The sequence below is a fragment of the Streptomyces botrytidirepellens genome, from assembly GCF_003721215.1.
Lineage (GTDB): Bacteria > Actinomycetota > Actinomycetes > Streptomycetales > Streptomycetaceae > Streptomyces > Streptomyces himastatinicus.
The window spans coordinates 1-5479 of sequence record NZ_RIBZ01000652.1; the positions used below are offsets into that span (position 1 = coordinate 1).

At 69.6% G+C, this 5479-nt stretch carries 4 protein-coding genes and 1 pseudogene; all 5 read right to left on the reverse strand.

What is annotated here, in order from left to right:
* Positions 1-761 (reverse strand): annotated as a pseudogene (locus tag EEJ42_RS34725) (hypothetical protein); the annotation flags it as partial.
* Between the two features lie 5 nt (positions 762-766).
* On the reverse strand, positions 767-1099 hold the full coding sequence (locus EEJ42_RS34730; protein ID WP_014058688.1) for a small basic family protein: 333 nt from the start codon (positions 1097-1099) through the stop codon (positions 767-769).
* Positions 1096-2034, reverse strand: coding sequence for a DUF881 domain-containing protein (locus EEJ42_RS34735; RefSeq protein ID WP_184503421.1), 939 nt, complete (start codon positions 2032-2034; stop codon positions 1096-1098). The genes EEJ42_RS34730 and EEJ42_RS34735 overlap by 4 nt, the downstream gene beginning before the upstream one ends.
* Positions 2035-2151: 117 nt before the next feature.
* A complete protein-coding gene (locus EEJ42_RS34740) occupies positions 2152-4647 on the reverse strand; it encodes a mannose-1-phosphate guanyltransferase (RefSeq protein ID WP_123106155.1) in 2496 nt (831 codons plus the stop codon).
* Positions 4648-4756: 109 nt separating this feature from the next.
* Positions 4757-5365 (reverse strand): cardiolipin synthase ClsA, encoded by a 609-nt coding sequence (clsA, locus tag EEJ42_RS34745; RefSeq protein ID WP_009713209.1) that lies wholly within the window; start codon positions 5363-5365, stop codon positions 4757-4759.
* Positions 5366-5479 lie beyond the last annotated feature (114 nt).

A 5479-nucleotide genomic window follows, 5' to 3' on the forward strand; every position in this document is an offset into this window, starting at 1 on the left:
CCCGCCCCGGGGCGCGTCGCCTGGGGCGCCGGGGGCTTCAGCGGGGCGGCCTTGCGCCGCTCCTCCGTCTCGGGGTGCTCGGGCTTCCCGCTGGCCTCCGCGCGCTTCTCCGGAGGCTTGGGAAGCGACGGCCGCGGCGGGACAGCCCGCTGCTCCGGCGTGCCCTTTGCGCCCGGCTTCCCGGACGGCTCGGAGGCGGCGGGCCGCTCGGGCGAGCCCTGCTGTCGTGGCTTCGCAGGCTGCTCGGAGGCCCCGGATCGCTCCGGTACGTCCTGCTGCTGGGGCTTCGCGGACCGCTCGGGCGCGGCGGGCCGCTCGGGTGCGCTCTGCTGCGCTGATTCGCCGGGCCGCTCGGAGGCGGCGGGCCGCTCGGGCGCGCCCTGCTGTCGTGGCTTCGCAGGCTCCTCGGAGTCACCAGGGCTCTCGGGGCCACTTCCCCGCACCGACCCGCCGGGCCGCACCGATTCCCCCGGCCGCTCGGCTGCACCGGGCCGCTCGGAGTCCCGCGGCTCGTCCGCCGTGTCGCGCGGCTCCGCCGTGTCCCGCTCCTCTGGCGACTCGGCCGACCGGGGCTTCTCGGCCTGCTCGGGCCGCTCGGACTCGCGCGGCGCCGCGGGCCGCTCAGCGTTCGGGGCCTGCCGGGAATCCCCGGGCTGCTCCGGCTTCCCAGCCTGCTCGGCCCGCTCGGCCTGCTCAGGCCGCTCCGATTCACGCGGCGTCTCGCGCCGCTCCGGCTTCTCTGGGGTGTCGTCGGTCGTCATCGGCCTCACGCCCGGAACACGTGCCGACGGATCGCGGCAGCGTTGGAGAAGATGCGGATGCCGAGGACGACCACGACCCCGGTGGACAGCTGGGCGCCGACGCCGAGCTTGTCACCGAGGAAGACGATCAGTGCGGCCACCACCACATTGGACAGGAACGATACGACGAAGACCTTGTCGTCGAAGATCCCGTCCAGCATCGCCCGGAAGCCGCCGAACACGGCGTCGAGTGCCGCGACGACGGCGATCGGCAGATAGGGCTCGACCACCGTCGGCACCACGGGTCGGACCACAAGCCCGACCACGACTCCCACGATGAGGCCCAATACGGCGATCACGATGTGCCCTTCCCTGTTTCGGTGCCACCCTTGCCGGCACCGCCGACTATGGGTTCTGCGCTACGTACGATCAGGCTCGGCGCGGCAGGCAGCCGGACCGTGTCCTGGGCGGAAATGCTCGTGCGGATGTCGTAGTTCTCCTGCAACACGTGCAGGTACTGCCCATCGGCACTGTCCTGGAAAGCGGTGCTCAGCCGCTGCCCGTCCCCCACCGCGAGCACCGTGTACGGCGGCGCCAGCGGCTTGTTGTCGACCAGTATGGCGTCTCCCGCGGCCCTGATCGCCGACAGTGCCGTCAGCCGCTGTCCGTTGATCGCGATGGCCTCCGCGCCCGACTCCCACAGGCCGTTGACGACGCGCTGCATGTCGTGGTCGCGTACCCGCCCCGTATCGGAGAAGTCGTTGCTCTCCCTGGGACCCCCGCCGCTCCCCGACGCGGACTGCTTGGCGTCGTTGACCATCAGCTTGACCCCGGGACCGGACACCTGGGTCGCCCCCGAGAGCAGCGCCACCAGGTCGCCCTTGGCTCCCCCGTGCCGCTGGAGCGCCTGCCGCTGCTTCTCCCCCACGTCGCCCCGGAGCTTGTCCACGCTCTTGGCGAGCCCGTCCGCCTTCGCGTTCCCCGACTCGATGCGGTCGATGAGTTCTCCCCGCTCCTTGGCCAGCGTCGGCGCCGATATCCGGGCCTCGGCGGCCCCGATGGTGACCACGACCGCCACCATCACCAGGCCGAGGGCCATCGTCAGCCGCCCGCGCAGGGTGCGCGGCAGCCGGGACCGGCCGGTCTCGCCACGCCGCGCGGCCGCCTCGGCGTAGCCGTCGTCGAGGCTGTGGTCCATCACGTTGGTCAGCAGCGACATGGACGCGTCGAGGCGCGGGCGCGGGCTCGACGTTTCTGTGCTCCGAACGGGGGGCTGCTGCGACATGCCGCACATCGTCGCACGTCGGGGGCGCCGTCTCCCAATGGCCCCACCGGCGTGCCGGATCCGGGCCGGAGAGAGGGCGCCCCAACGTGTTCAAACGGGTTCAAGAGCCGTCGGAAGAGTCCCGGATCAGCGTCCCGCGCTGTCCACGACACCGGCCCACTCGTCGAGCAGCGCCTGCGCCGACGCGTCGTCCGGGCCCTCCGCCCACAGGTGGGTGACGGCCTCGGCCGGATCGGGCAGCACCATCACCCAGCGGCCGTCGGCCTCCACGACCCGCACCCCGTCGGTGGTGTCCACGGACCGGTCGCCGGCGGCCTCCACCACATGCCGCATGACCAGGCCCTTGACCGCCCACGGGGTCGCCAGGTCGCGCCGCTGCACATGGGCCCGCGGAATCCGCGCGTCGATCTGGCTGAGCGTCAGCTGGGTGCGCGCCACCAGGCCGATGAGCCGGACGAAGGCGGCCGTACCGTCGAAGACGCTGCTGAACTCGGGGACGATGAAGCCGCCGCGGCCGTCGCCGCCGAAGATGGTCGTCTCGGACCGGGCGACCCGGGTCAGGTCGTCCGCCGCGGTCGTCGTCCACTCCACCTGGGTGCCGTGGTACGCCGCGACCTGCTCGGCGATACGGGTCGTGGTCACCGGAAGCGCCACCCGCCCGCTCCGTCGCTCCGCGGCCACCAGGTCCAGCATCACCAGCAGCGCCCGGTCGTCCTCCACGATGCGGCCGCGCTCGTCCACGAGCGAGAACCGCTCGCCGACGGGATCGAACCGGACTCCGAAGGCCGCGCGGGCGGAGGCGACGATCTCCCCGAGCCGGGCGAGCCCGGAGCGGCGGCCGTCGGCGGTCTCGGTGGGGCGAGACTCGTTCAGCCCCGGGTTGATCGTCAGCGCGTCCACGCCGAGCCGTCCCAGCAGGCTGGGGAGGACGAGTCCGGCGCTGCCGTTGGCGGCGTCCACCACGACCTTGAGACCGGACTCGGCGATACCGCTGACGTCCGTGGACCGCAGCAGCGAGCCCGTGTACGAGTCGTAGACGCTCGACGGGAAGCTCAGGTCACCGATCTCCCCGGGGAACGCCCGGCGGTACTCCTGGCGCGCGTAGACCCGGTCCAGCTTGCGCTGGCCTCCGGCGGACAGATCGGCGCCGCGCTCGTCGAAGAACATGATGTCCACGGAGTCGGGGACTCCGGGCGATGTACGGATCATGATGCCGCCGGCGCTACCGCGGGCGGTCTGCTGGCGGGCCACCGGCAGCGGCACGTTCTCCAGGTCCCGGACGTCGATGGCGCTGGTCTGGAGGGCAGAGATCATGGCCCGCTTCAGGGCGCGGGCGCCGCGGGAGTGGTCGCGCGCCGTGGTGACCGTGGAGCCCTTCTTGAGGGTCGTGGCATACGCACCGGCCAGCCGCACCGCCAACTCGGGGGTGATCTCCACATTGAGGATCCCGGACACGCCCCGGGCCCCGAAGAGGTGGGCCTGCCCCCGCGACTCCCAGATGACCGAGGTGTTGACGAACGCGCCCGCTTCGATGGTCTTGAACGGATAGACCCGGACGTTCCCCTGAACGATCGATTCTTCGCCGATCAAACACTCGTCGCCGATCACCGCCCCGTCCTCGATGCGGGAGGCACGCATGATGTCGGTGTTCTTGCCGATCACACAGCCGCGCAGATTGCTCTGCTGGCCCACGTAAACGTTGTCATGGACGACGGCCTTGTGCAGGAAGGCGCCGCTCTTCACGACGACGTTGGAGCCGACGACGGTGTGCTCCCGGATCTCGGCGCCCGCTTCCACCTTGGCGTAGTCGCCGATGTAGAGCGGGCCGCGGAGCACGGACTCGGGATGCACCTCCGCGCCTTCGGCGACCCAGACGCCGGGCGAGATCTCGAAACCGTCGAGTTCGACCTCGACCTTCCCCTCCAGCACATCGGCCTGGGCCTTCACATAGCTCTCATGCGTGCCGACGTCCTCCCAGTAGCCCTCGGCGATGTAGCCGAAGATGGGCTTGCCCTCCTTCATGAGCTGCGGGAAGACATCACCGGACCAGTCGACGGGAACATCCGGCTCGACGTAGTCGAAGACTTCGGGCTCCATGACATAGATGCCGGTGTTGACCGTGTCCGAGAAGACCTGGCCCCAGGTGGGCTTCTCGAGGAAGCGCTCGACCTGGCCCGCCTCGTCGACGATGGTGATTCCAAATTCAAGCGGATTGGGGACCCGGGTCAGGCACACCGTGACCAGCGCGCCCTTTTCCTTATGGAAATTGATGAGCTCAGTGAGGTCGAAATCGGTCAGGGCGTCGCCCGAGATCACCAGAAAGGCGTCGTCCTTGAGGGCTTCTTCCGCGTTCTTGACGCTGCCCGCCGTGCCGAGCGGCTTCTCCTCGTTGGCGTACGTGAGCTCCATGCCGAGCTCCTCGCCGTCCCCGAAGTAGTTCTTGACCAGAGACGCGAGGAACTGCACGGTCACCACGGTCTCGGACAGGCCATGCCGCTTGAGCAGCCGCAACACGTGCTCCATGATCGGCCTGTTGGCCACGGGCAGCAGCGGTTTGGGCATGGTCGCGGTCATCGGGCGCAGACGAGTTCCCTCGCCCCCTGCCATTACGACGGCCTTCATGTCGGAAGCGTCCTCCTCGAAAGAGACGACGGTCATGCCGACCGCGCACGCCCGATGGCCCATGAAATCGCTACGGGCACCCGGTCCTGGGTTGCCCACGACGGCGAACTCAGTCGGCCGCGGCGTCCGCCTTCACCAGTCGGCGGACCTGAACCACGTAGAGGACTCCTGCCCACCAATAGAGTGTTGTACCCCATCCGGCGAACGCCCATCCGAAAATAGCGGCGGTCGTGTGAAGTGGGCCACTTCCATCACTCAGAAGGAGCAAGGGGAAGGCGTACATGAGGTTGAACGTGGCCGCCTTGCCGAGGAAGTTCACCTGCGGCGGCGGATAGCCATGGCGCCGGAGGATCCACACCATCGCAACGAGCACGACCTCGCGCGCGAGGAGAACCACGGGCAGCCAGAGCGGCAGGATGTCCCGCCACGTGAGGCCGATGAGCGTCGACAGAATGTAGAGCCGGTCGGCCGCGGGGTCGAGGAGCCGCCCCAGACTGCTGATCTGGTTCCAACGACGGGCCAGCATGCCGTCCAGATAGTCGCTCACCCCGCTGAGCGCCAGCACCAGCAGGGCCCAGAGGTCGCTCTTGGGCCCGCCGAACTCGGGCCGGAGGATCAGCCACAGGAAAAGCGGTACGCCGAAGAGGCGCGCGGTGCTGAGGATGTTCGGGATGGTGAGTACACGATCCGTCTGGACCCGTGTCTCCTGAACCTCCACCCGGGGGCCTCCTGTGAGGGAATCAGCCGATGATGCCCCATGACTCTACCGGTAGTGCCACCGAGGCCCCTCACCGGGGAGGTAGTGACATATACGAAAAGGGCCCTGTTGGGA

What these genes read in the sequence shown, in the direction of transcription:
- EEJ42_RS34735 (WP_184503421.1), bottom strand. Translation starts at nt 2,034, where the DNA reads ATGTGCGGCATGTCGCAGCAGCCCCCCGTTCGGAGCACAGAAACGTCG.
- EEJ42_RS34740 (WP_123106155.1), bottom strand. Translation starts at nt 4,647, where the DNA reads ATGAAGGCCGTCGTAATGGCAGGGGGCGAGGGAACTCGTCTGCGCCCG.